Consider the following 20423-nt stretch of genomic DNA (forward strand, 5'->3'; position numbering starts at 1 on the left):
GCGGGCTTACTCGCGAAAGCGGTGTGTCAGTTAATGGTTCATCGACTGACACACCGCTTTCGCGAGCAAGCCCGCTCCCACAAGGGCAGTGCCCACATTGAACGAGGCCCCCGATGAACAACGCTCTGTCCCAGCTCCAGCCCTACCCGTTCGAAAAACTGCGCGCCTTGCTCGGCAGCGTCACGCCCAACCCGGACAAGCGCCCGATCGCATTGTCCATTGGCGAGCCCAAGCACCGTTCGCCCAGCTTCGTGGCTGAAGCCCTGGCCAGCAATCTGGAAAAAATGGCCGTGTACCCAACCACCCTTGGCCTGCCGGAGTTGCGCGAAGCCATCACCGGCTGGTGCGAGCGCCGCTTCAACGTGCCAAGCGGCTGGCTGGACCCGGCGCGCCACGTGCTGCCGGTCAATGGCACCCGTGAAGCGCTGTTCGCCTTCACCCAGACCGTGGTCAACCGTGGCGACGACGCCTTGGTGGTCAGCCCGAACCCGTTCTACCAGATCTACGAAGGCGCGGCGTTCCTGGCCGGGGCCAAGCCGCACTACCTGCCGTGCCTGGACGAAAACGGGTTCAATCCGGACTTCGATGCCGTCTCGCCGGATATCTGGAAGCGCTGCCAAATCCTGTTCCTGTGCTCGCCAGGCAACCCGACCGGCGCCCTGATTCCGGTGGACGTGCTGAAAAAACTCATCGCCCTGGCCGACGAATACGACTTCGTGATCGCGGCGGACGAGTGCTACAGCGAACTGTATTTCGACGAACAGACCCCGCCGCCGGGCCTGCTCAGTGCCTGCGTCGAACTGGGTCGCAAGGACTTCAAGCGCTGCGTGGTATTCCACAGCCTGTCCAAGCGCTCCAACCTGCCGGGCCTGCGTTCCGGATTCGTGGCGGGTGAGGCGGACGTCCTCAAGGGTTTCTTGCTGTACCGCACCTACCACGGCTGCGCCATGCCGGTTCAAACCCAGCTGGCAAGCGTCGCGGCCTGGAACGACGAAGTGCACGTACGCGCCAACCGCGCGCTGTACCGGGAGAAATTCGATGCTGTGCTGGAGATCCTCAGCCCGGTAATGGACGTGCAGCGCCCCGACGGCAGCTTCTACCTGTGGCCAAACGTGGCGGGCGACGACGCGGCGTTCTGCCGTGACCTGTTCGAACAGGAACACGTGACCGTGGTGCCAGGCTCCTACCTGTCCCGCGAAGTCGACGGCGTCAACCCAGGCGCCGGGCGCGTGCGCATGGCTCTGGTTGCGCCATTGGCCGAATGCGTGGAAGCGGCGGAGCGGATTCGGGCGTTTATTCAGCGTCGGGGTTGATGGCTGTACCGGGGCTGTTGTGGTGAGGGAGCTTGCTCCCGCTGGGCGGCGCAGCGGCCCCCAAAGCAGTCAACTCAATCTGCCTGACATACCGCGTTACCCGATTTCAGGGCCGCTTCGCAGCCCAGCGGGAGCAAGCTCCCTCGCCACAGGGGTTTGGTGTCGCCCCCCATATCTGTAAACACCGCAAATACCCTGTGGGAGCGAGCTTGCTCGCGAAAGCGGTGGTTCAGCTTGCATTCATGTTGGATGGGCCTACGTCTTCGCGAGCAAGCTCGCTCCCACAGTGGATAGGTGTTGTTCACAACACCTGTGATCGACACTAGGTCCTGTGGGAGCAAAGCTTGCTCGCGATGAGGCCGGAACTTATTGCATCAAGTCCGAAGCTCGACCCGATCCAGGCACTTGTTTGCCAACAACATCCCCAGCTCAATCATCTGGGCCACTCCCAATGCTACATGTCGTCGCGAGCCGTCCTGATCGAAGGCAAGGTCATTGAGCATTGCATTGGCCGAAGCCAGGGTTTCACTGAGGTTGGCCAGCAACACTTCGGTGTCGATACCGTCAGCCACAGTGAATAGCTGAACCGAGGGCTTGGGCTTGGGCTCGGAGTCGCTGTCGTCAGGCTTGAGGTAATGGTCCATCGCCCGGTCGGCGGCTTCTTTCAGCTTTTCGGGGGCGTAGTCGCCGTAGGGGAAAGTGGACGCTGATTGCGGAGGATTAGGCGTTTCTTTGATCATTTCCATGCTCCTGTGGGTCTTGGAGCTGCCACAAAGCCTTCTCACGGACTAGAGAGTGGCAGCCGTACGCGGGGTGAGAATCCGAGTTAAACCCACCAAAAACCCGGCCATGTCGAAACATGCCCGCGCACAGCCGCCATAACATGATGCATGACGAAACGGCGCCTGCACTTTATATGGCGAGCGCCACTGCGCATAGTGGGTGTTCGGATTCTCACGTCCGGTCGCTGAATTGGAAGCGACACCCAGAGGCTAGAGCCCTCGCTTCCGACGGACAACCTTAAAAACTTGTCGGAAACTTCGGCGCGTCTGACAGACCACGATCTGCCTGCTCAGACAAGAAAAGACATAAAATCTACCGCGAACGCCAAGTCATTGATTTCGCTTACTTTGTACACCGACAGTTGTCATTCAACTCTGTTACTGCGGTTCAAGCTGTCTTGAGTTCGCTACCGTCGATAGTCATAATCGACCCCGTCACCAGTGAAAGCTGGCAGGAGTCTGGGGCCCTTTCGAGGTTGACCCAGCGGCGCAGAAAGGGCGAAGCAAGCTCAACTGCGTGTCGATTGAAGCCGCCTTCGGGCGGCTTTGTTTTTTTGAGGATAAGGAATGCCTCTTTATTACCATCCCAAGCAAGGCGATGTTCTTCTTTGTGACTTCACGCGGGGCTTTGTTGCGCCTGAAATGTTGAAGATCCGCAAGGTTGTGGTGATCTCCCCTACTGCCACACACAGTCGCAAGCTCTGTACCGTGGTGCCGATTTCCTCCACAACGCCACAGACTCAGCAAGACTGGCACCATCTGCTCCGCACCAACCCCCTCCAGTCCGATGGCTACAAAGAACTGTGGGTAAAGTGCGACATGATCTATACCGTGAGTTTTGAACGTCTGGACAAGCTGCACAAAAAGACCCGATCCAAGGGCCGAGAGTATTTCGTTCCTCGCCTGGGCTCTGAGGACATGCAAGGCGTGATCGCCGGTGTGAAGGCCTACCTTCCGCTCTGACCCCAATCGCTATTTACCCAACCCCAAATTCGCCTCCGCCAAATCCAACTCTCCCAGCACTTCACGCAACACATCATCCCCAATCTGGTGATGACGGCTGAGCCGGTACAGCTCCAGGCGTTGCGCACGGTAGGCTTTCAAACGCAGCCGCCGCTCCAGCAGGTCCATCTCGAATGCCATAGCCTGGGCCTCGGCGGAGTCGTTGAACACCTCCAACTGGTGGCGATATTCGGACATCAGTCGCGCCTTGACCTCGGTCGCCAGTGCTGCCTGGGCCGCATCCGGTGTGGTGACGGCCTCGGTTGATTCTTCCACCTCCAGCGCACGGATCGCCGCTTCGGCGGTCTTGCGCCAGGCATCACGCACTTCGGTACGACGTTTGTCGTCGGGGCTTTTCTGCTGGCCGCGCAGGAGCAGGGGCAAGGCGATGCAGGCGGCAATCAACGACAGCAAAATCACTCCGGCAGCGATGAAAATGAGCAGATCGCGCTCGGGAAATGCGTGTCCGGCGTCCAGCAGCATCGGCACCGACAGCACACCGGCCAGCGTCACCGCCCCCCGTACACCGCCAAAGGTCAGCAGCCAGCAGGAACGCGCGGTCGGCAACAGGGCCAGCTCGCCCTTGCCGCGCCAACGGCGCAACCACCCGGACAAACGCCAGATGCTCTGCACCCAGACAAATCGCAACACCAGCAACACGAGGGAAATCGCCAGCACGTCCAGGCAACGGTAAAACAGTGTCGGCCACAGCGAGGCTTCCTGGCTGGTCACCGCCTTGATGATGTCTGGCAGTTGCAAGCCCAGCAGCAGGAAGATCAAGCCGTTGAAGGCGAACTCCAACAGCGACCAGACACTGCGATTGAGCAGCCGCGTGCCTGTCTGGCGCGGCAGCAGGTCGAGCCAGCTCTGCATCATCCCCGCCGCCACGGCCGAGAGAATGCCCGAGGCGCCCAGTCGTTCCGCCAGCACATAGGCCGCAAACGGTAGCAACAACATGAACACCACGTGGGTGGCCGGATCGTCCCAGCCTCGGGCGATCATCCAGGCCCGCAAGCGGCCCATCAACCAACTCAGGGCCACGCCCACCAATAGACCGCCAACCGCCACCAGAACGAAGGTCAGACTGGCACTCGCCAGGGAAAACACGCCGGTGATGGCCGCTGCCAAGGCGAACTTGAAAGTCACCAGGCCCGACGCGTCGTTCATCAACGCCTCGCCCTGGAGCATGTGCATCAGCGGCGCAGGCAAACGGTCCCGGGCAATGGCCGACACCGCCACCGCGTCGGTCGGCGACAGGACGGCCGCCAGGGCGAAGGCGACTGGCAGGGGAATGCTCGGCAACAGCCAATGAATGAAATAGCCGGCACCCACCACGGTGAACAACACCAGGCCCACCGCCAGCGTCAGGACCGGTCCACGCAGGCGCCATAATTCGCGCTTGGGCATGCGCCAACCGTCGGAGAACAGCAGCGGTGGCAGGAACAGAAACAGAAACAGTTCGGGGTCCAAGGCCACATGCAGGCCCAGGGACGGCCACGCCAGCACCGCGCCGGCGCCGATCTGCACCAGGGGCAGCGGCAGCGGAATCAACCGTCCGATCAGGCGCGACACACCCACCAGCATCAACAGGATCAGGACGGTATAGGCGCTTTGCATGACGGTATTCCAATTGCAGCGACACACATCCGGCAACAGCTTGCCGTTGAAGTGCCATATTAACCGCTTAGCATCGGCCTGGCCGTTACACCTATGTCGCAGCAGCTCCTATGTGAGCAAGGCTGTGAAGCAAGCTGCGGGAGTAATGCTGTGGGAGCAACGCTTGCTCGCGATGAAAACACCTCGGTCCACCAGAAGATCGCATCATCGTTCATCGCGGGCAAGCCTCGCTCCCACAGCCGTCCGGTCATGGCATAATCCTTCACCTTTTATTCCCAGCACCTGCAAAGGGGGCAGTTCCTTGACCGATTCAAGCAAAACGTTGCACCTTTTCGGCATCAAAGCCTGTGACACGATGAAAAAGGCGCGCACCTGGCTCGATGAACACGCTGTACGCTACGACTTCCATGACTACAAGACTGCCGGCATCGACCGTGAGCACCTGACCCAATGGTGCGACGAACATGGCTGGCAGGTGGTGTTGAACCGGGCCGGTACGACCTTTCGCAAACTCGACGACGAACGCAAAGCCGATCTCGACCAGATGAAAGCCATCGAACTGATGCTCGCCCAACCCTCGATGATCAAGCGCCCGGTGCTCGATCTCGGTGACCGAACCCTGATTGGCTTCAAGCCAGATATTTATGCGGCAGCGCTCCAGTAAGCCTGCCCAGTCCATTTTGTTGAGGTAACGTTCATGTCCACTACCCTGTTCAGCCTGGCCTTCGGCGTTGGCACTCAAAACCGTGAAGGCACCTGGCTGGAAGTGTTCTACGCCCAGCCATTGCTCAAGCCATCGGCCGATATCGTGGCCGCCATCGCGCCGATCCTCGGCTACAGCGAAGGCAACCAGGCCATCAGCTTCACCACCACCCAGGCCTCGCAATTGGCAGACGCGCTCAAGAGTGTCGATGCCGGCCAAGCCGCATTGCTGACCCGCCTGGCCGAAAGCCACAAGCCATTGGTCGCCACCCTGCTGGCGGAAGATGCGCAACTGAGCTCCACCCCCGAGGCCTACCTCAAGCTGCACCTGCTGTCCCATCGCCTGGTCAAGCCCCATGGCCTGAACCTGGCCGGCATCTTCCCGCTGCTGCCGAACGTGGCCTGGACCAGCCAGGGCGCGATCGACCTGAGCGAACTGGCCGAGCACCAGCTCGAAGCCCGCCTGCGTGGCGAGCTGCTGGAAGTGTTCTCGGTGGACAAGTTCCCGAAAATGACTGACTACGTGGTCCCGGCCGGCGTGCGCATCGCCGATGCCGCGCGTCTGCGCCTGGGCGCCTACGTCGGCGAAGGCACCACCGTGATGCACGAAGGTTTCGTCAACTTCAACGCCGGCACCGAAGGCCCGGGCATGATCGAAGGCCGCGTGTCGGCTGGCGTGTTCGTCGGCAAGGGCTCGGACCTGGGCGGCGGTTGCTCGACCATGGGCACCCTGTCGGGCGGCGGCAACATCGTGATCAAGGTCGGCGAAGGCTGCCTGATCGGCGCCAACGCCGGTATCGGTATCCCGTTGGGCGACCGCAACACCGTGGAGTCGGGCCTGTACGTGACCGCTGGCACCAAGGTGGCGCTGCTGGACGAGCACAACCAACTGGTCAAGGTGGTCAAGGCTCGCGACCTTGCCGGCCAACCCGACCTGCTGTTCCGCCGCAACTCCGAGACTGGCGCGGTGGAATGCAAGACCCATAAATCGGCCATCGAGCTGAACGAAGCGCTGCACGCCCACAACTGAGCCGCTTCACCCAGTCACCTGTGGGAGCAACCTTGCTCCCACAGGGTCCGGCTTCACTCCAGCAGGGCCGAAAGCATGTTGATTCCATCCCCTTGGCGGGCCGATTTCCCGGCCATTGCCGCCCTGCAACGGCAAGGCCAGACCTACCTGGACAACGCCGCCACCACGCAAAAACCCCAAGCCCTGCTCGATGCCCTGGCGCACTACTACGCCAACGGCGCGGCCAACGTGCACCGTGCGCAACATTTGCCCGGTGCCCACGCCACCCAGGCGTTCGAGGACAGCCGTCTCAAGGTTGCACAATGGCTCAACGCAGGTGATTGCGGGCAAATCGTCTTCACCCACGGTGCCACGTCGGCGCTGAATCTTCTGGCCTACGGGCTGGAGCATCTGTTCAACCCGGGCGATGAAATCGTCATCAGCGCCCTGGAGCACCACGCCAATCTGCTGCCCTGGCAACAACTGGCCGAACGTCGTTCGCTGACGTTGGTGGTATTGCCATTGGACGCGGACGGCGTGATCGACCTGGACGCAGCGGCCGACCTGATCGGCCCGCGCACCCGCTTGTTGGCGGCGAGCCAGCTGTCCAATGTGCTGGGCACCTGGCAGCCGCTGCCGGCGCTGCTCGCCCTGGCCAAGGCGCAAGGCGCGCTGACGGTGATCGACGGCGCCCAGGGCGTGGTCCATGGGCGCCACGATGTGCAGGCGCTGGGTTGCGATTTCTACGTGTTCTCCAGCCACAAACTCTACGGACCGGACGGGCTCGGCGCGCTGTTTGGCCGCACCGAGGCACTTGGCCAACTGCGCCACTGGCAGTTCGGTGGCGAAATGGTGCAGCAAGCTGACTACCACAACGCGACCTTCCGTCCGGCACCGCTGGGCTTTGAAGCCGGCACACCACCGATTGCCAGCGTGATCGGCTTGGGCGCGACCCTGGACTACCTGGCTGGTCTCGACGGGCAAGCGGTCATCGACCATGAAGCGGCGCTGCACGATTACCTGCTCCACGGCCTGCTGGCGCGTAACGGCGTGCGCCTGGTGGGTCATCCGCAACTGGCCCTGGTGAGCTTCGTGGTCGACGGCATCCACAACGCCGACCTGGCGCATCTGCTGACCGAGCAAGGCATCGCTGTGCGCGCCGGGCATCACTGCGCCATGCCGTTGTTCAAGCATCTGAAGCTGTCGGGGGCGATCCGGGTGTCGCTGGCGCTGTACAACGACTCTGCCGACCTTGAACGCTTCTTCGAAGCCCTGGACCAGGCCCTGGAGATGCTGCGATGAACCTGCCGGTCGACGCCGCTGCCGCGTTGCACATCTTCCAGGACGCCTCCGGCTGGGAACAACGCGCGCGATTGCTGATGCAATGGGGCGAACGCCTGCCCCCCCTCGATGACGCAGACAAGTGCGAGGCCAACCTCGTCCACGGTTGTGAAAGTCAGGTTTGGCTGGTGGGTCGCCTGGAGAACGGCCACTGGCAGTTTTCCGCCAGCAGCGAGGCACGGTTGATCCGGGGGTTGGTGGCGTTGCTGCTGGCGCGGGTCAATGGACTCTCCGCCGCCGAGTTGCAGCAGGTGGACTTGCCGGGGTGGTTCAATGAGCTGGGATTATCGCGACAGCTCTCGCCGTCGCGCAGCAATGGTTTGAATGCGGTGTTGCAGCGGATGCGCGAACTGGCGCAATAACCGTGGCGAGGGAGCTTGCTCCCGCTGGGCTGCGCAGCAGTCCCAAAAACCGTCAACTCAATCTGCCTGACATACCGCGCTGCCTGGTTTCAGGGCCGCTTCGCGACCCAGCGGGAGCAAGCTCCCTCGCCACAAAAGCCGTTACTGCCCGCTCTTCAGCCTGTCAGCCGGTCGCCGTACACCCGCCACGATCTTATCCACAGCCTTGGTCGCCGCGACCATGCCAAACGTCGCCGTGACCATCATCACCGCACCGAACCCACCGGCGCAGTCGAGCTTCACCCCGTCGCCGACAAAACTCTTCTGCAGGCAAATGCTGCCGTCCGGCTTCGGATAGCGCAGCTGTTCGGTGGAGAACACGCACGGCACGCTGTAGTGGCGGGTCACGGTGCGCGAGAAACCGTAGTCGCGGCGCAAGGTGGAGCGCACCTTGGAGGCCAATGGATCGTTGAAGGTGCGGTTCAGGTCGCAGACCTGGATAAGCGTCGGGTCGATCTGCCCGCCCGCGCCGCCGGTGGTGATGATCTGGATCTTGCGGCGCTTGCACCAGGCGATCAGCGCCGCCTTGGCGTTGACGCTGTCGATGCAGTCGATCACGCAATCGATGTTCGGCGTGATGTACTCGGCCATGGTATCGCGGGTGACAAAGTCCGCCACCGCATGCACGGTGCAGTCGGGGTTGATCCCGCGCAACCGCTCGGCCATGACCTCGACCTTGGGCTTGCCCACCGTGCTGTCCAGCGCGTGCAACTGGCGGTTGGCGTTGCTGACGCAGACGTCGTCAAGGTCAAACAGCGAAATCTCGCCCACGCCACAACGGGCGATGGCTTCCGCCGCCCAGGAACCGACACCGCCGACGCCAACAATTGCCACATGGGCCGCTCGCAGGCGCTCAAGGCCTTCGAGGCCATATAAACGGGCGATGCCGGCAAACCGTGGATCTTCTGTACTCATGACCATTACCCCAAAAACCGGCGCGCATTATAGGGCTTTGCCGCGGCAATTCGAGCCGTTCCCCAGTTGAATCCCACAGGTTTTGTGTTCCACCTGTCCCGCACCAGGGGCCCACGGTGTTCGTTTTGCTATAAGATAACCGCCATTTTGTAACCCTTGGCCGAATACCATCCAACGGCCTAACTCATGACCTGTGGGAGCGGGCTTGCTCGCGAAGCTTTTAGCGTCTGCGAGGACGCCTTCGCGAGCAAGCCCGCTCCCACATGGACTGAGATCTCCTTTCCAGCTTTCCGGAGTTTTCCATGACGGCCCACGCCGACCTCTCGCCGACCCTGCAACTCGCCTGCGACCTGATCCGCCGTCCATCCGTGACCCCCGTGGATGCCGATTGCCAGAAACTGATGATGCAGCGCCTGGGCAGTGCCGGGTTCAAGCTCGAACCCATGCGCATCGAGGATGTGGATAACTTCTGGGCCAGCCATGGCAAGCACGACGGCCCGGTGCTGTGCTTCGCCGGCCACACCGACGTGGTGCCGACCGGTCCGGTGCAGGCCTGGCAGCTCGACCCGTTCGAGGCGATCATCGACGAGCACGGCATGCTCTGCGGCCGCGGCGCAGCGGACATGAAAGGCAGCCTGGCGGCCATGGTGGTGGCAGCCGAACGCTTCGTCGCCGACTACCCGGACCACAAGGGTTCGATCGCCTTCCTGATCACCAGCGACGAAGAAGGCCCGGCCCACCATGGCACCAAGGCCGTGGTCGAACGCCTCAAGGCCCGCAACGAACGGCTGGACTGGTGCATCGTCGGCGAGCCGTCGAGCACCACCCTGGTGGGTGACGTGGTCAAGAACGGTCGGCGTGGCTCCCTCGGCGCCAAACTGACCGTGCGCGGCAAGCAAGGTCACGTGGCCTATCCGCACCTGGCGAAGAACCCGATCCACCTGGCCGCCGCGGCGCTGGCCGAACTGGCCGCCGAGCATTGGGACCACGGCAACGATTTCTTCCCGCCCACCAGTTTCCAGATCTCCAACCTCAACGCCGGCACCGGCGCGACCAACGTGATTCCCGGCGAGCTGGTCGCGGTGTTCAACTTCCGCTTCTCGACCGAATCCACCGTCGAAGGCCTGCAACAACGCGTCGCTGACATTCTCGACAAGCATCAGCTGGACTGGCACATCGACTGGGCGCTGTCGGGCCTGCCGTTCCTCACCGAGCCAGGTGCGCTGCTGGACGCCGTGTCGTCTAGCATCAAGGACGTCACCGGTCGCGAAACCCACGCGTCCACCAGCGGCGGCACGTCCGACGGTCGCTTCATCGCCACCATGGGCACCCAGGTCGTGGAACTGGGGCCGGTCAACGCGACCATCCACCAGGTCAACGAACGCGTGTTGGCGGCCGATCTCGATGTGCTGACCGAGATCTACTACAAGACCCTGATCAAGTTGCTCGCCTGATGCTCGCCTGCCCGATCTGCAGTGAGCCGCTCAATGCGGTGGACAATGGCGTCGCGTGCCCGGCCGGGCATCGGTTCGACCGTGCGCGCCAGGGTTACCTGAACCTGCTGCCGGTGCAGCACAAGAACAGCCGCGACCCGGGTGACAACCAGGCCATGGTCGAAGCCCGTCGCGACTTTCTCAACGCCGGGCATTACGCCCCGGTGGCCCGGCGCCTGGCGGAACTGGCTGCCGAGCGGGCGCCCGGACGCTGGCTGGACATCGGCTGTGGCGAGGGTTACTACACCGCGCAGATCGCCGAGGCGCTGCCCCAGGCCGACGGCTATGCCCTGGATATTTCCCGCGAGGCGGTCAAGCGGGCCTGCAAGCGCAACCCGCAGCTGACCTGGTTGATCGCCAGCATGGCCCGGGTGCCGCTGGCGGACGGCTGCTGCCAGTTCCTGGCCAGCGTGTTCAGTCCGCTGGACTGGCAAGAAGCCAAACGCCTGCTCAGCCCCGGCGGCGGCCTGATGAAAGTCGGCCCCACCGCCGGCCATCTGATGGAATTGCGCGAACGGCTGTACGACGAAGTACGCGAATACACCGATGACAAGCACCTGGCCCTGGTGCCCTCGGGCATGGTGCTGGATCACAGCGAAACCCTCGAATTCAAGCTGACGCTCGAAAACGGCCAGGACCGCGCCAACCTGCTGGCCATGACGCCCCACGGCTGGCGCGCCAGTGCCGAACGCCGCGCCAGCGTGATCGAGCAGGCCGAGCCGTTCAAGGTCACCGTGTCGATGCGCTACGATTATTTCGTTCTTCAATAAACTTTTTTTGATTCCGGGCCCCGGGCAACCGCTCGGGGCCAGTTAAATCCGCGAATGGATTTTTCCAGACCGCAGTGAGGACATCCATGCGCCAACCCGATATCGAGATTTACCTCAAGGACGCCGACGTCGACCACAAGGCCATCGCCGCCTGGCTCGGCCAGGCCCTGGGCCCGTGCAGCGACTGGGTACAGAAAGGCCAGACCTACAAATGCAAGGCCGGCAACGTTCCCGTGACCTGGCTACCCAAGGCCGTGGGCAAATGGAACAGCTTGTACCTGGAGAGCGACCAGACTCCGTGGGAAGACGACATCGCCTGCGCCCGCGCCGCCTTCGCCGCGCTGAACGTCGAGGTACGCTGCGCACCGGGCTCGTGGGTGGAAGAAGAAGATGAAGCGGCGGCGGATCGCTGGATTCGCATCAGTGCCGATGGGGAGGAGGAGATTACCTGGAGGACGGCCTGACACATCGTTCATGCCTGAAGCAGAACCCCCTGTGGGAGCAAGCCCGCTCCCACAGGGGATTTGCAGTATCTGCAAGAACGGTTTACAACCCCACCACATCCTCAGCCTGCAAGCCCTTCTGCCCTTCCACCACCGCGTATTCAACCTTCTGGCCCTCGGCCAGTGAACGGTGGCCCTCGCCGCGGATCGCACGGTAATGCACGAACACATCCGCGCCATCTTCGCGCTGGATGAAGCCGTAGCCTTTTGCGTCGTTGAACCACTTCACGTTGCCGGTTTCGCGTGCTGCCATGATGTTCACTCCCATTTCTTATTGTTAAGTCGGCTACTGCTACCCCCACTTCAGAAGGCAGAGCCGTACGAACTTTCGCCGCCGTCCGGCCGTCCCAGTGGAAAGCGGAGGCAGCCAGCCGCCCGAGTATATGTCAGACACAAAAACTCTCAACTGACTTTACTTCGGCGCAATTTTGCCGATTTTCGACGAATCCGGCACACTGGCGACCTTTCGGGCAGCCGCTCGATTTCACTCACTCATGCAGAAACCGTATGACCCGCTCCCCGTTCCGCCGCCTTGTGTTTGGCACCCTGCGCCGCCTGCTGTACCTGTGGGTTCGCTCCGAGACGATCAACCAGTCGTCCCTGACCCTCAACCTGGACCGCAGCCGCCCGGTGTTCTACGTCCTGCAAGATCCGTCGCTCACAGACCTGGCGGTGCTCGACCGCGAATGCACCAAGGCAGGCCTGCCTCGTCCGGTGTTGCCGGTTTTGGCGGGTCACCTGCTGGAGCCAGCAGCGTTTTTCTACCTGACGCCGGCACCGGACTGGCTCGGGCGCCAGGACAAGCGTGGCGCACCGCCCACCCTGAAACGACTGGTCGATACCCTCACCCACAACGCGGCCGAAGACGCGCAGATCATCCCGGTCAGTGTGTTCTGGGGCCAGTCGCCCGACAGTGAATCCAGCCCGTGGAAACTGTTGTTCGCCGACAGCTGGGCGGTCACCGGGCGTCTGCGCCGCCTGTTGAGCATCATGATCCTGGGGCGCAAGACCCGCGTGCAGTTCTCCGCGCCGATCCACGTGCGTGAACTGATCGAGCACGACAAGGGCCACGAACGCACCGTGCGCATGGCCCAGCGGATCCTGCGGATGCACTTTCGCAATTTGAAGGCGGCCGTCATCGGCCCCGACATTTCCCACCGGCGCAACCTGGTCAAGGGCCTGCTGAACCAGCCACTGGTCCGCCAGGCGATTGCCGAAGAAGCCGAGCGGGAAAAGATCTCTGCGGAAAAAGCCAAGGCCCAGGCCCTGCGCTACGGCAACGAGATCGCCTCGGACTACACCTACACCGCGATCCGTTTCCTGGAAGTGGTGCTGAGCTGGTTCTGGAACAAGATCTACGACGGCATCAAGGTCAACCACATCGAGAATGTGCAGAACGTCGCCCAAGGCCACGAAGTCATCTACGTGCCGTGCCACCGCAGCCATATCGACTACCTGCTGCTGTCGTACCTGCTGTTTCGCAACGGCCTGACGCCACCGCACATCGCCGCCGGGATCAACCTCAACATGCCGGTGATCGGCGGCCTGCTGCGCCGTGGCGGGGCGTTCTTCATGCGTCGCACCTTCAAGGGCAACCCGCTCTACACCGCCGTGTTCAACGAATACCTGCACACGCTGTTCACCAAGGGTTTCCCGGTGGAGTACTTCGTCGAGGGCGGCCGTTCGCGCACCGGGCGCATGCTGCAACCCAAGACCGGTATGCTCGCCATCACCCTGCGCAGCTTCCTGCGCTCATCACGCATGCCCATCGTCTTCGTGCCGGTCTACATCGGCTATGAACGAGTGCTGGAAGGTCGCACCTACCTGGGTGAATTGCGCGGCGCCAGCAAGAAGAAAGAGTCGATCTTCGACATCTTCAAGGTCATCGGCGCCCTCAAGCAGCGTTTCGGCCAGGTGGCGGTGAACTTCGGCGAGCCGATCAAACTGGCAGAGTTCCTCGACGGCGAGCAACCGGGTTGGCGCCAACAGGAACTGGGGCCGCAATTCAAGCCGGCCTGGCTCAACGCGACCACCCACCGCCTCGGCGAGCGCGTCGCCTGCCACCTGAACGAAGCCGCGGCCATCAACCCAGTCAACCTTGTCGCCCTGGCCTTGCTCTCCACCAGCCGCCTGGCCCTGGACGACCAGGCCATGGCGCGCGTACTGGACCTGTACCTGGCGCTGCTGCGCAAGGTGCCCTACTCACCGCATACCACGTTGCCCGAAGGCGATGGCCGAGCGCTGATCGAACACGTGAAGGGCATGGACCTGTTGTCGGAACAGAACGACGCCTTGGGCAAGATCCTGTACCTGGACGAACAGAACGCGGTGCTGATGACGTACTACCGCAACAACGTCCTGCACATCTTTGCCTTGCCGGCCTTGCTGGCGAGCTTCTTCCAGAGCAGCTCGCGCATGAGCCGCGAGCAGATCCTGCGCTACACTCGCGCCCTGTACCCGTACCTGCAATCGGAGCTGTTCATTCGCTGGTCGCTGGAGGCGCTGGACGCGGTGGTCGACCAGTGGCTCGAAGCGTTCGTCGAGCAGGGCCTGCTGCGTTTCGAGGACCACGTGTACCTGCGCCCGGCCCCGAGCTCGCGGCACTTCGTGCTGCTGACCCTGCTGTCGAAAAGCATCGCCCAGACCCTGCAACGCTTCTACATGACCGTTTCGCTGCTGCTCAACAGTGGCCAGAACAGCATCAGTGCCGAGGAGCTGGAAGATCTCTGCACCATGATGGCCCAGCGCCTGTCGATCCTGCATGGCCTGAATGCGCCGGAATTCTTCGACAAGAGCCTGTTCCGCCACTTCATCCAGACGATGCTGGACCTCGACGTACTGCGCCGGGACGAAGCCGGCAAGCTAAGCTATCACCCAATGCTGGGCGAACTGGCCGAAGGTGCGGCCAAGCGGGTATTGCCGGCGGAGATTCGCCTGTCGATTCGCCAGGTCGCGCTGCAGCGCAATGAAGACGCGGCGGAGCAGATCGCCCCGGCGGCCCAGGACTGATTCCCACTGGCGCCGTGTCGTTCTGCGGCGCCCTTCAACAAGGAAAGGCATCATGAAAAAGTTTCTTCTCCTCTGCGCGACCGCGCTGCTCAGCGCCTGCTCCAGCGCGCCGCTGGCGGGCAAGCACAGCCTCGACGGCGAGGTGTTCTACCTGCAGCGCATCGCCCTGCCACCGGGCACCACCCTGAGCGTGAGCCTGCAGGACGTTTCCCTGGCCGATGCGCCGGCAACGGTACTCGATGAGCAGAGCGGCCCGGTCAAAGGCCAGGTCCCACTGCCGTTCCACCTCAGCTATGATCCGGCGCAGGTCAAGCCTGGTCATCGCTATGCCGTGAGTGCCCGTATCGAAGTGGACGGCCAATTGATGTTCATCACCACCGAACAACACGCCGTGCAACTCGATGGCAAGGATCCGCAGCCACTGAAGATCCGCGTCAACGCCGCACGCTGATTCCTTTTTCCAACTGTATTCAAGGACGCCATCATGTTCCGCTCAACCCTCCGCTTCACCGGCCTGTGCGCGGGCCTGCTGATCTGCGCCAACGCCATGGCCTTGTCTCTCGGCGATCTCTCGCAGACGGACGCCACGGGTGGCCTTAAGGATGCACTGACCCAAGGGGCGCAAGTGGCCGTCAAGCAGCTGGGCACGCCCGGCGGTTTCAGCAACAACCCGGATGTGAAGATCGAATTGCCGGGCAAACTCGGCAAGGTCGCCAGCAAGATGAAGGCCTTCGGCATGGGCGACCAGGTCGATCAGCTGGAAACCAGCATGAACCAGGCCGCCGAAGCCGCCGTGGTGCAGGCCCAGCCGATCCTGGTCAACGCGGTGAAGAACATGAGCGTGGACGACGCCAAGGGCATCCTGAGCGGCGGTAACGACTCGGCCACCCAATACCTGAACAAGAGCAGCCGCGAGCAGATCCGCGTCAAGTTCCTGCCTATCGTCAAGCAAGCCACCGACAAGGTCGGCCTGGCCCAGCAATACAACGCCTTCGCCGGCCAGGCCGCCACGTTCGGCGTGCTGGATGCCAAGAGCGCCAACATCGAGAACTACGTGACCGAACAAGCGCTCGACGGTCTGTTCGAAATGATTGGCAAGCAGGAAGCCGCCATCCGCAAGAACCCGGCAGCGGCGGCGACGAGCTTGGCGAAGAAGGTCTTCGGCAGCCTCTAAGCCTCAACGACGAACCACAGACCACAAACCACTGTGGCGAGGGAGCTTGCTCCCGCTCGGTCGGTCCGACGCCTCGGGCTCAGCAACCGCAAAAGCTTGGGGCCGCTGCGCGGCCCAGCGGGAGCAAGCTCCCTCGTCACAGGTCTGGTGTGCAGCTGTTGATCAGGTTTTCTTGACCCTGAACCACGCCGCATACAACGCCGGCAGGAACAACAGCGTCAGCGCCGTCGCCACGATCAGTCCGCCCATGATCGCCACGGCCATCGGGCCGAAGAACAGGCTGCGCGACAGCGGGATCATCGCCAGCACGGCTGCCAGGGCCGTCAGCACGATCGGGCGGAAGCGCCGCACCGTCGCTTCGATGATCGCCTGCCAGGGCGCCAGTCCCGCCTTGATGTCCTGTTCGATCTGATCCACCAGGATCACCGAGTTGCGCATGATCATCCCCGACAGCGCAATGGTGCCAAGCATGGCGACGAAGCCGAACGGTTGGCGGAACACCAGCAGGAACAGCGTGACACCGATCAGCCCCAGGGGCGCGGTGAGGAACACCATGGCCGTGCGCGAGAAACTGCGCAGCTGCACCATCAGCAACGTCAGCACCACGACGATGAACAACGGCACGCCGGCGTTCACCGATTTCTGACCCCGGGTCGAATCTTCGACCGTACCGCCCACTTCCAGCAGATAGCCGTCCGGCAATTCGGCGCGAATAGGCTCCAGGGTCGGGAAGATCTGCTGCACCAGCGTCGCCGGTTGCTCCTTGCCGTAGATGTCGGCCCGCACGGTCACACTCGGCAGGCGATTGCGGTGCCAGATCACACCTTCTTCGAAGCCATACTCCAGCGTCGCGATCTGCGACAGCGCCACGCTCTGGCCGTTGTCGGTGGGTACTGCCAGGCTCGGCAAGCCGGACAGGTCAGTGCGTTCCTGCACCGTGCCGCGCAACAGGATCTCGATCAGCTCGTTGTCTTCCCGGTACTGGCTGACGCTGGAACCGGTCAGGGAGCTGCGCAGGAAACTCGCCAGACGGGCGGTGCTCACGCCCAAGGCCCGCGCCCGGTCCTGGTCGATATTGAGGTACACCACCTTGCTCGGTTCTTCCCAATCCAGGTGCACATTGGTCACGTAGGGGTTCTCGCGGACCTTCGCCGCCACCTTGCGCGCCAGCGCCCGGACTTCCTCGATGTGCTCGCCGGTTACGCGAAACTGCACCGGGTAACCCACCGGGGGGCCGTTTTCCAGGCGTGTGACCCGCGAGCGCAGGGTCGGGAATTGCTCGTTCAGCGTGCTGATCAGCCAACTGCGCAGCGGTTCACGGTCTTCGATGGTCTTGGCCAGCACAACGAACTGGGCAAAACTGGGTGCCGGCAGTTGTTGATCCAGCGGCAGATAGAAACGCGGCGAACCGGTGCCGACGTAGGCCACATAATTGTCGATGCCCACATGGTCCTTGAGCAGCGCTTCCAAGCGCTTGACCTGTTCGGCGGTGTTGGTCAGCGAAGCGCCCTCCTCCAGCTTCAGGTCGACCATCAGTTCCAGCCGTCCGGATGCCGGGAAGAACTGCTGCGGCACGAAGCGGAACAGCACCACCGAGCCCACGAACACCAGCACCGTCAGCGCGATGACGGTCTTGCGGCGACGTACGCACCACTCCACCATCCGCCGCACCCGTTGATAAAACGGCGTGCCGTAAGGGTCGGTCTGACCGTCAGTCGTGCCATGTTTGGCTGCGTGAATTTTCGCCAGATCCGGTAGGAGTTTCTCCCCCAGATACGGAACGAACACCACGGCAGCCACCCAGGACGCCAACAGCGCGAGCGTCACCACTTGGAAAATCGAACGGGTGTATTCGCCAGTGCCCGATTGCGCGGTGGCGATTGGCAGAAAGCCCGCGGCGGTAATCAATGTACCGGTGAGCATCGGGAACGCCGTGCTGGTCCAGGCGAAACTGGCTGCCTTGATGCGGTCGAAGCCCTGCTCCATCTTGATCGCCATCATCTCTACCGCAATGATCGCGTCGTCCACCAGAAGCCCCAGCGCCAGCACCAGCGCCCCCAGGGAAATCTTGTGCAAGCCGATGCCCAGGTAATACATCGCGGCGAAGGTCATCGCCAGCACCAGCGGGATCGCCAGGGCCACCACCATGCCGGTGCGCAGCCCGAGGGAGAAGAAGCTCACCAGCAGGACGATCGTCAGCGCCTCCACCAGCACCTGGACGAATTCACCCACGCCCGTCTTCACGGCCGCCGGTTGGTCCGACACCTTGCGCAGCTGCATGCCGGCCGGCAACGTGTCCTGGATACGGGAAAACTCCACTTCCAGGGCCTTGCCCAGGACCAGGATGTCGCCCCCTTCTTTCATCGCCACGGCCAGGCCAATGGCGTCTTCGCCCATGAAGCGCATGCGTGGCGCCGGCGGCTCGTTGAAGCCACGCCGGACATCGGCCACATCGCTGATGCGGAACGTCCGGTCAGCGACACGAATCGGGAAGTCGCGGATTTCTTCCACGCTCCGAAAGTTACCCGAGACCCGCAGCTGCAGGCGCTCGCTGCCGGTTTCGAAGAAGCCTGCGGTCGATACCGCATTTTGCTCCTCAAGGGCTTGCTGGACCGCCGCCAGGGGCAGCCCCAGGGTGGCCAGCTTGACGTTCGACAGCTCGATCCAGATCTTCTCGTCCTGCAAGCCGAGCAGGTCGACCTTGCCCACGTCCTTGACCCGTTGCAGTTGGATCTGGACGCGATCAGCGTAGTCCTTGAGCACGGCGTAGTCGAAGCCCTCACCGGTCAGTGCGTAGATGTTGCCGAAGGTGGTGCCGAATTCATCGTTGAAGAACGGCCCCTGGATACCCGGCGGCAAGGTGTGGTGGATGTCACCGACCTTTTTGCGGATCTGGTACCAAAGCTCGGGAATCTGCGCCGAATGCAGGGAGTCACGGGCCATGAACGTCACTTGGGATTCACCCGGACGGGAAAACGAGACGATCCGCTCGTAATCGCCGGTTTCCATCAGTTTCTTTTCGATGCGCTCGGTGACCTGCCGGGAAACTTCCTCGGCCGTCGCCCCTGGCCAGTTGGTGGTGATCACCATGGCCTTGAACGTGAACGGCGGGTCTTCACTCTGACCCAGCTTGGTGTAGGAAAGCGCGCCGACCATGGCCAGCAACAGCATCAGGAACAGTACGATCTGGCGGTTGCGCAACGCCCATTCGGAAAGGTTGAAACCCATCGGGACTACTCCTTGGCCGTCAGGTTGACCACGCGGTTGGAGCGGTCCACCGGCCGCACTTGCTGGCCGTCGAGGAGCACATGCACACCGGCGGCCACGACCCAGTCATCGGGGCCCAGGCCTTCGAGCACTGGAACGGTCTTCTCGCCGAAGGCACCGACCCGCACCGGGACCTTTTTCAGCGTGTTATTGGCGTTGACTACCCACACGTAGGTGGCACCATTCTCGGCGGTGAGGGCAGAAAGCGGCACCGACAGCGGCACCTTGTCGGCGACCTGGATAAACACCCGGGCGCTCTGGCCCAGCTCAGCCGGAACGCTGGCGGCGGTGAAGGCCACGCGAGCGGCAAAGGTGCGCGATTTGGGGTCGGCGGCCGGCGAAAGTTCGCGAATGTGGCCATTGAAACGCCGATCGGGCTGACTCCAAAGCTCCACCGAAACGGGCTGGCCGATCTTGAAGCGGCCGATACTCTGTTCCGGCAGGCTGATCAGCACTTCCCGCTCGCCGTCGGTGGCCAGGGTAAACACCGTTTGCCCGGCAGACACCACTTGCCCGACCTCAACCGAGCGTCGCGCGACCACGCCATCCTGGGGGGCACGCAACACCGAGTAGCTGGCCTGGTTGCTGGCTACGTCGAACTCAGCCTTGATCTGCTTGAGCCGCGCCGCGCCGGAGCGATACAGGTTTTCGGCGTTGTCGTACTGCGAACGGCTGACCATCTGCCGCTCCATCAGGGTTTTATAGCGATCACGCTCGGCACGCACCAGGTTCAGGTTGGCCTCGGCGGCGGCGACCTGGGCGCGACTGGCTTCCAGTTGCAGGCGCACATCCTCGGGATCGAGCTCGGCCAGCGGCTGGTTGGCCTTGACCCGCTGGCCCTCTTCGACGAGCCGTCGACTCACCTTGCCGCCAATGCGAAAGGCCAGGTCCGGCTCGAAGCGGGCGCGAACTTCACCGGGATAACTGTCCATCGCCTGGGTCGAAGGCTCTGGCTTCACGACCATGGCGGGACGTACGGTGACGGCCGCAGGTTCGTCATGACCGCACGCAGACAATAAAAAAGCCAGGCTGACTGGCAAGGCGAGGGGCAGGGCATAGCGGAACATGACGAGAGACCTTTCGCTAAGGACGCTTGGAATAATTATACTGGCGGGTATGTTATTA

18 protein-coding genes are annotated in these 20423 nt (G+C 62.7%); 12 read left to right on the forward strand and 6 right to left on the reverse strand.

The annotated features are described in order from the left end of the window. Positions 1–113: 113 nt before the first annotated feature. Entirely contained in the window at positions 114–1313 is a 1200-nt protein-coding gene (dapC, locus tag ACODSJ_RS12650) for a succinyldiaminopimelate transaminase (protein WP_489102043.1), read from the forward strand. A gap of 374 nt (positions 1314–1687) precedes the next feature. Here the strand turns inward: dapC and ACODSJ_RS12655 are convergent, their stop codons facing one another. Then, entirely contained in the window at positions 1688–2053 is a 366-nt protein-coding gene (locus tag ACODSJ_RS12655; protein WP_489102044.1) for a DUF6124 family protein, read from the reverse strand. Between the two features lie 609 nt (positions 2054–2662). Between ACODSJ_RS12655 and ACODSJ_RS12660 the strand changes: the two genes are divergently transcribed. Next, positions 2663–3058: a type II toxin-antitoxin system PemK/MazF family toxin gene (locus ACODSJ_RS12660; RefSeq protein ID WP_210643046.1), complete on the forward strand. Its 396-nt coding sequence runs from the start codon at positions 2663–2665 to the stop codon at positions 3056–3058. 9 nt (positions 3059–3067) lie between these two features. On the opposite strand, the gene ACODSJ_RS12665 is transcribed toward ACODSJ_RS12660, so the two are convergent. Beyond that, positions 3068–4714, reverse strand: coding sequence for a Na+/H+ antiporter (locus ACODSJ_RS12665; RefSeq protein ID WP_489102045.1), 1647 nt, complete (start codon positions 4712–4714; stop codon positions 3068–3070). Positions 4715–5015: 301 nt separating this feature from the next. Between ACODSJ_RS12665 and ACODSJ_RS12670 the strand changes: the two genes are divergently transcribed. The 4 genes from ACODSJ_RS12670 (at position 5016) to ACODSJ_RS12685 (ending at position 8128) form a co-directional block, all read left to right on the forward strand. After that, positions 5016–5378: an ArsC family reductase gene (locus ACODSJ_RS12670; protein WP_489102046.1), complete on the forward strand. Its 363-nt coding sequence runs from the start codon at positions 5016–5018 to the stop codon at positions 5376–5378. Between the two features lie 33 nt (positions 5379–5411). Next, a complete protein-coding gene (dapD, locus tag ACODSJ_RS12675; protein WP_489102047.1) occupies positions 5412–6446 on the forward strand; it encodes a 2,3,4,5-tetrahydropyridine-2,6-dicarboxylate N-succinyltransferase in 1035 nt (344 codons plus the stop codon). Positions 6447–6521: 75 nt separating this feature from the next. Continuing rightward, complete coding sequence (locus ACODSJ_RS12680; RefSeq protein WP_489102048.1) at positions 6522–7727, forward strand: cysteine desulfurase; 1206 nt, start codon at positions 6522–6524, stop codon at positions 7725–7727. Further along, a complete protein-coding gene (locus tag ACODSJ_RS12685; protein WP_489102049.1) occupies positions 7724–8128 on the forward strand; it encodes a SufE family protein in 405 nt (134 codons plus the stop codon). Before ACODSJ_RS12680 ends, ACODSJ_RS12685 begins: the two co-directional genes overlap by 4 nt. Positions 8129–8269: 141 nt before the next feature. Here the strand turns inward: ACODSJ_RS12685 and tcdA are convergent, their stop codons facing one another. After that, a complete protein-coding gene (tcdA, locus tag ACODSJ_RS12690; RefSeq protein WP_024779001.1) occupies positions 8270–9082 on the reverse strand; it encodes a tRNA cyclic N6-threonylcarbamoyladenosine(37) synthase TcdA in 813 nt (270 codons plus the stop codon). A gap of 302 nt (positions 9083–9384) precedes the next feature. On the opposite strand from tcdA, the gene dapE reads away from it, so the two are divergent. From dapE to ACODSJ_RS12705, 3 genes are all read left to right on the forward strand, one after another. Then, positions 9385–10536, forward strand: coding sequence for a succinyl-diaminopimelate desuccinylase (dapE, locus tag ACODSJ_RS12695; protein WP_489102050.1), 1152 nt, complete (start codon positions 9385–9387; stop codon positions 10534–10536). Next, entirely contained in the window at positions 10536–11345 is an 810-nt protein-coding gene (locus tag ACODSJ_RS12700) for a putative RNA methyltransferase (RefSeq protein ID WP_489102051.1), read from the forward strand. The genes dapE and ACODSJ_RS12700 overlap by 1 nt, the downstream gene beginning before the upstream one ends. An 86-nt stretch (positions 11346–11431) precedes the next feature. Next, positions 11432–11809, forward strand: a complete 378-nt coding sequence (locus ACODSJ_RS12705) for a hypothetical protein (RefSeq protein ID WP_489102052.1) — start codon at positions 11432–11434, stop codon at positions 11807–11809. 82 nt (positions 11810–11891) lie between these two features. On the opposite strand, the gene ACODSJ_RS12710 is transcribed toward ACODSJ_RS12705, so the two are convergent. Next, the gene (locus ACODSJ_RS12710; protein ID WP_489102053.1) at positions 11892–12101 is read right to left on the reverse strand and encodes a cold shock domain-containing protein; all 210 of its coding nucleotides are present in this window, start codon (positions 12099–12101) and stop codon (positions 11892–11894) included. Positions 12102–12355: 254 nt separating this feature from the next. On the opposite strand from ACODSJ_RS12710, the gene plsB reads away from it, so the two are divergent. From plsB to ACODSJ_RS12725, 3 genes are read left to right on the forward strand one after another with little or no spacing between them, the layout of a single operon-like run. Continuing rightward, positions 12356–14857 carry a glycerol-3-phosphate 1-O-acyltransferase PlsB gene (gene plsB, locus ACODSJ_RS12715; protein WP_489102054.1) on the forward strand — a complete coding sequence of 834 codons (2502 nt, stop codon included), beginning with the start codon at positions 12356–12358 and terminating at the stop codon, positions 14855–14857. Positions 14858–14909: 52 nt separating this feature from the next. Continuing rightward, entirely contained in the window at positions 14910–15308 is a 399-nt protein-coding gene (locus ACODSJ_RS12720; protein ID WP_489102055.1) for a YbaY family lipoprotein, read from the forward strand. A 33-nt stretch (positions 15309–15341) separates the two neighbouring features. Next, the gene (locus ACODSJ_RS12725) at positions 15342–16031 is read left to right on the forward strand and encodes a DUF4197 domain-containing protein (RefSeq protein WP_489102056.1); all 690 of its coding nucleotides are present in this window, start codon (positions 15342–15344) and stop codon (positions 16029–16031) included. A 162-nt stretch (positions 16032–16193) separates the two neighbouring features. Here the strand turns inward: ACODSJ_RS12725 and ACODSJ_RS12730 are convergent, their stop codons facing one another. Both ACODSJ_RS12730 and ACODSJ_RS12735 read right to left on the reverse strand, forming a co-directional pair. Then, positions 16194–19259: an efflux RND transporter permease subunit gene (locus tag ACODSJ_RS12730; protein WP_489102057.1), complete on the reverse strand. Its 3066-nt coding sequence runs from the start codon at positions 19257–19259 to the stop codon at positions 16194–16196. Between the two features lie 5 nt (positions 19260–19264). After that, positions 19265–20365 carry an efflux RND transporter periplasmic adaptor subunit gene (locus ACODSJ_RS12735; RefSeq protein ID WP_489102058.1) on the reverse strand — a complete coding sequence of 367 codons (1101 nt, stop codon included), beginning with the start codon at positions 20363–20365 and terminating at the stop codon, positions 19265–19267. Positions 20366–20423 lie beyond the last annotated feature (58 nt).

The sequence above is a fragment of the Pseudomonas sp. FG6 genome (assembly GCF_057809015.1).

Excerpts from the sequence above, each read along its gene's own strand:
- ACODSJ_RS12700 (WP_489102051.1), top strand. The coding sequence starts at position 10,536 with ATGCTCGCCTGCCCGATCTGCAGTGAGCCGCTCAATGCGGTGGACAAT.
- tcdA (WP_024779001.1), bottom strand. The coding sequence starts at position 9,082 with ATGAGTACAGAAGATCCACGGTTTGCCGGCATCGCCCGTTTATATGGC.
- ACODSJ_RS12710 (WP_489102053.1), bottom strand. The coding sequence starts at position 12,101 with ATGGCAGCACGCGAAACCGGCAACGTGAAGTGGTTCAACGACGCAAAA.
- ACODSJ_RS12655 (WP_489102044.1), bottom strand. The coding sequence starts at position 2,053 with ATGATCAAAGAAACGCCTAATCCTCCGCAATCAGCGTCCACTTTCCCC.
- ACODSJ_RS12685 (WP_489102049.1), top strand. The coding sequence starts at position 7,724 with ATGAACCTGCCGGTCGACGCCGCTGCCGCGTTGCACATCTTCCAGGAC.
- ACODSJ_RS12705 (WP_489102052.1), top strand. The coding sequence starts at position 11,432 with ATGCGCCAACCCGATATCGAGATTTACCTCAAGGACGCCGACGTCGAC.
- ACODSJ_RS12660 (WP_210643046.1), top strand. The coding sequence starts at position 2,663 with ATGCCTCTTTATTACCATCCCAAGCAAGGCGATGTTCTTCTTTGTGAC.
- dapE (WP_489102050.1), top strand. The coding sequence starts at position 9,385 with ATGACGGCCCACGCCGACCTCTCGCCGACCCTGCAACTCGCCTGCGAC.
- ACODSJ_RS12680 (WP_489102048.1), top strand. The coding sequence starts at position 6,522 with ATGTTGATTCCATCCCCTTGGCGGGCCGATTTCCCGGCCATTGCCGCC.
- ACODSJ_RS12730 (WP_489102057.1), bottom strand. The coding sequence starts at position 19,259 with ATGGGTTTCAACCTTTCCGAATGGGCGTTGCGCAACCGCCAGATCGTA.
- ACODSJ_RS12725 (WP_489102056.1), top strand. The coding sequence starts at position 15,342 with ATGTTCCGCTCAACCCTCCGCTTCACCGGCCTGTGCGCGGGCCTGCTG.
- plsB (WP_489102054.1), top strand. The coding sequence starts at position 12,356 with ATGACCCGCTCCCCGTTCCGCCGCCTTGTGTTTGGCACCCTGCGCCGC.
- dapD (WP_489102047.1), top strand. The coding sequence starts at position 5,412 with ATGTCCACTACCCTGTTCAGCCTGGCCTTCGGCGTTGGCACTCAAAAC.
- dapC (WP_489102043.1), top strand. The coding sequence starts at position 114 with ATGAACAACGCTCTGTCCCAGCTCCAGCCCTACCCGTTCGAAAAACTG.
- ACODSJ_RS12735 (WP_489102058.1), bottom strand. The coding sequence starts at position 20,365 with ATGTTCCGCTATGCCCTGCCCCTCGCCTTGCCAGTCAGCCTGGCTTTT.
- ACODSJ_RS12665 (WP_489102045.1), bottom strand. The coding sequence starts at position 4,714 with ATGCAAAGCGCCTATACCGTCCTGATCCTGTTGATGCTGGTGGGTGTG.
- ACODSJ_RS12720 (WP_489102055.1), top strand. The coding sequence starts at position 14,910 with ATGAAAAAGTTTCTTCTCCTCTGCGCGACCGCGCTGCTCAGCGCCTGC.